The sequence below is a fragment of the Mycobacterium colombiense genome, assembly GCF_003284935.1.
GTDB classification, from domain to species: domain Bacteria; phylum Actinomycetota; class Actinomycetes; order Mycobacteriales; family Mycobacteriaceae; genus Mycobacterium; species Mycobacterium arosiense_A.
In genome coordinates, this window is sequence record NZ_QMEV01000135.1 from 1 (window position 1) to 3,843 (window position 3,843).

Annotated in this window: 3 protein-coding genes; all 3 read right to left on the minus strand. The window is 69.7% G+C overall.

The annotated features are described in order from the left end of the window. The coding region (locus DQP57_RS27380) for a hypothetical protein (protein WP_240631899.1) at positions 1 to 126 on the minus strand (126 nt) is incomplete at its 3' end. Continuing rightward, the gene (locus DQP57_RS26280; protein WP_112635823.1) at positions 123 to 1,703 is read right to left on the minus strand and encodes a UDP-N-acetylmuramoyl-L-alanyl-D-glutamate--2,6-diaminopimelate ligase; all 1,581 of its coding nucleotides are present in this window, start codon (positions 1,701 to 1,703) and stop codon (positions 123 to 125) included. The genes DQP57_RS27380 and DQP57_RS26280, both read right to left, overlap by 4 nt. 82 nt (positions 1,704 to 1,785) lie before the next feature. Next, positions 1,786 to 3,843 (minus strand): peptidoglycan D,D-transpeptidase FtsI family protein (locus DQP57_RS26285; RefSeq protein WP_240631898.1); only part of this gene is annotated, 2,058 nt, incomplete at its 5' end.

Here is a 3,843-nt window from a genome sequence, read left to right on the forward strand (position 1 = left end):
ACCCACGGCGCGCGAGTCGAATTCGACGGTACCGGTGACGTGCCGGCGCGCGGCGTCCTGCGGCGAGATGTCGGACAACGTGCCGCCCACGATGTCGGCGATCTGCGCGACGGTCAGGTCGATCATGCGCGATCCTCCAACGCCCGCGCCAACTCGATGCGGTCGTCGAAGGGGCGGACCACGTCCCCGGTGCGCTGCCCGGTTTCGTGGCCCTTGCCGGCGATCAGCACCACGTCGCCGGCACGCGCCCACGCGACGGCGTGCCGGATCGCGTCGGCCCGGTCGGGGATCTCGACAACCTCTGCCGCGCAACCACTTTCGGTTGCACCGGCCAGGATTTCGCGCCGGATGGCCGCGGGGTCCTCGCTGCGAGGGTTGTCGTCGGTGACGACGACCAGGTCGGCGAGTTCGGCGGCGACGGCGCCCATCGGCGCCCGCTTGCCCGGGTCGCGCTCGCCGCCCGCGCCGAACACCACCGCCACCCGGCGACCCGGACGCGCCAGCGTGGTGAGCACCGCACGCAGGGCGCCCGGCTTGTGGGCGTAGTCGACGAGAGCCAGGAAATCCTGCCCGGCATCGATCTGTTCCATGCGTCCCGGTACGCGGGTCTGCCGCAGTCCCGGCGCCGCCTCCTCGGGCGACACCCCCACGGTATCCAGAAGTGCCAGTGCGACAAGGCAATTGGCGACGTTGTAGCGCCCGGGTAGCGGGACCCCGACGTCGTGCTTGACGCCGGCCGGGTCGATGACGGTGAACTGTTGTCCCCCGGCGCCCATCGGGGCCACGTCGACGGCGCGCCACTGCGCGGGCCGGCCCTCGGCGCTGACGGTGACCGGATCCGTTGCGCGCCCCGCCATCTCGCGCCCGGCGTCGTCGTCGATGCATATCACGGCCTTTGTCGCATGCAGCGGCGAATTCGGGTCGAACAGCAGCGCTTTGGCTTCGAAATAGTCGGCCATGGTGGGGTGAAAGTCGAGGTGGTCGCGGGACAGGTTGGTGAATCCCCCTACCGCGAAACGGGTTCCGTCGACCCGGCCCAAGGTGAGCGCGTGGCTGGAGACCTCCATGACGACGGTGTCGACGCCCTGTTCGGCCATCGCCGCCAGCATCGCCTGCAGCGCGGGGGCTTCCGGGGTGGTCAGCGCGCTGGGGATGTCGGCGCCGTCGACGCGGATGCCGATGGTGCCGATCAGCCCGCACCGACGGCCGGCGGCCCGTAGACCGGATTCGACCATGTAGGTGGTGGTGGTCTTGCCGGAGGTGCCCGTGATGCCGATGACGGCCAGCCGATCGGACGGGTTTCCGTACACGGTGGCGGCCAGGCCGCCGAGCACGCCGCGGGGGTCGGGATGCACCAGCGTCGGCACGGGCGGGGCGCCGGCCGCGCTCATCTCGGCGACCCCGGCGGTATCGGTGAGCACCGCGACCGCGCCGCGGTCGATGGCCTCGGCGGCATAGCGGGCCCCGTGCGTCGTCCGACCGGGCAGCGCGGCGAACAGGTCGCCGGGCAGCACGTCCTGGGCCCGCAGCGTCACGCCGGTGATGGTCACGTCGGGCACGACGGCGCCGCCGGCCAGGACGGCCCCCACCTGCTCGGCGAGCGCGGGCAGGCGCACACCCGCGGCGGCGCTCGGGCGTAACCCCGTGGGCACCGGCACAGCCACACCTCCCTCCGACGCCGCGTGATCCTCATGATCGGCCATGACACCCTACCTAGCCGCAACCGGCCATGAGGCGATCAGCGCGTCGACGGAAGGCCTGGCTTGACGGAAGGTCAGGCCCGGGTCAGGTGGCCTGCAGCGTCAGCGGGGGCCCGGGGTCCGGCGACAGCGGCACGTTCTCGCGCTGCATGAGCCAGCCGGCGATGTTGTGGAACAGCGGGGCCGCCGAGTGGCCCGGCGTCCCGTCGGCGTTGCGCTCCGGGTTGTCCATCATGATGCCGACGACGTACCGGGGGTTATCGACGGTGGCCATTCCGGCGAACGTGATCCAGTAGACGTTGTCGAAGTAGCAGCCGCAGGCGGGGTTGATCTGCTGTGCGGTACCGGTCTTGCCGGCCATCTGGTAGCCCGTCACCGCGCCGGCGGAACCGGTGCCCTGCTGGTAGCCCATCGGGTCCTTTTGCACCACGGCGCGCAGCATGTTGCGCACGGTCTGCGCCGTCTGCGGCGAGACCACCCGCACGCCGTCCGGACGCGGCTCCTCGGTGCGCGTGCCGTCGGGTGCGATGGTGGCCTTGATGATCCGCGGCGGTATCCGCAGCCCGTCGTTGGCAATCGCCTGGTACATGCCGGTCATCTGCAGCAGGGTCATCGAAAGACCTTGGCCGATGGGCAGGTTCGAGAAGGTGCTGCCCGACCACTGGTCGATCGGTGGCACCAGCCCGGCGCTCTCGCCCGGGAGGCCTACGTTGGTGCGTTGACCCAGACCGAATTTGCGGACCATGTCGTAGAAGCGCTCCGGGCCGACGCGCTGCGCGAGCATCAAAGTGCCGACGTTGGAGGACTTTCCGAACACGCCGGTGGTGGTGTAGGGCATCACGCCGTGATCCCACGCGTCGTGGATGGACACCCCGCCCATCTGGATCGTGCCCGGGACCTGCAGCACCTCATCGGGATTGGACAGGCCGTATTCGATGACCGACGACGCGGTGATCACCTTGTTCACCGAGCCGGGCTCGAACGGCGAGGACACCGCGAGGTTGCCCAGCTGCTTGTCGCCCTGTCGCCCGATGTCCTGGGAGGGGTCGAACGTGTTGTCGTTGGCCATGGCCAGCACTTCGCCGGTCTTGGCGTCCAGCACGACGGCCGAAACATTGTGCGCGCCAGAGACGTTCTTGGCCTGCTGAACCTGCTGCTGCACGTAGAACTGGATGTCGTCGTCGAGGGTCAGCTGGACCATCGAGCCGTTGACCGCCCGATGCCGGTTGCGGTAACTGCCGGGAATGACCACGCCGTCGGATCCGCGGTCGTATGTGACCGCGCCGTCGGTGCCCGACAGCACCGAATCCATGGCCTCTTCCAGCCCCAGCAGTCCGTGACCGTCCCAGTCGATGCCGCCGACGATGTTGGCCGCCAGCGACCCGCCCGGATACTGGCGCAGATCCTGGCGTTCGGAACCGACCTCGGGGTACTTGTCCGAGATCGCGGTGGCGACGGCGGGATCGACGGCGCGCGCCAGATAGACGAAGTTCTCGTCGGTCTGCAGCTTCTTCAGGACGGTCGCCGAGTCCGGCTTGTTGCCCAGGCGGCTGGAGACCTCCTTGGCGATGTCGCGCAACCGCTGCTGCGGGTCGGGCGCCGTTGAGTTCTTGGCTTTGGCTTCCTCGAGTTGCTTGCGAATGCGTTTCGGCTGAAACGTCAGCGCGCGCGACTCGATGGTGAAGGCGAGCTGGTCTTTGCGACGGTCGATGATGCTGCCGCGCACGGCTTTTTCCACATCGGTGACCTTGAGCTGGCCGGCGGCCTGGGCCCGCAGCGACGGGGCGTTGGTCACCTGCAAGACGAACAGCTGGGCCGCGGCCACCAGCATCAGCACCAGGATGACCACGTTGCCGGCCCGATGCCGGAAGACGAATGACCCACCGCGGCTGGTCAATTGGACGATCTGGCGGGTGCGACGCTCCCGCGCAGAGTGCCCCGCTCCCGCCTCCGGACGCTGCGCGGCCCCGGTGCCCTTGGCCTGCTTGGCTTTCCGGAATCGCTTCGGCTCCCGAACGTCGCGGCCGAGGTCGGCCTGCTGCGCCTTCAGGCGACGCTTGGGTTGCCGTACGGCCTTGCCCGCCAAGTCCTTGCGGGGACCGCGGGTCGGGCGCGCCGACTGCGATCGGCGGGCCCGCGGGGA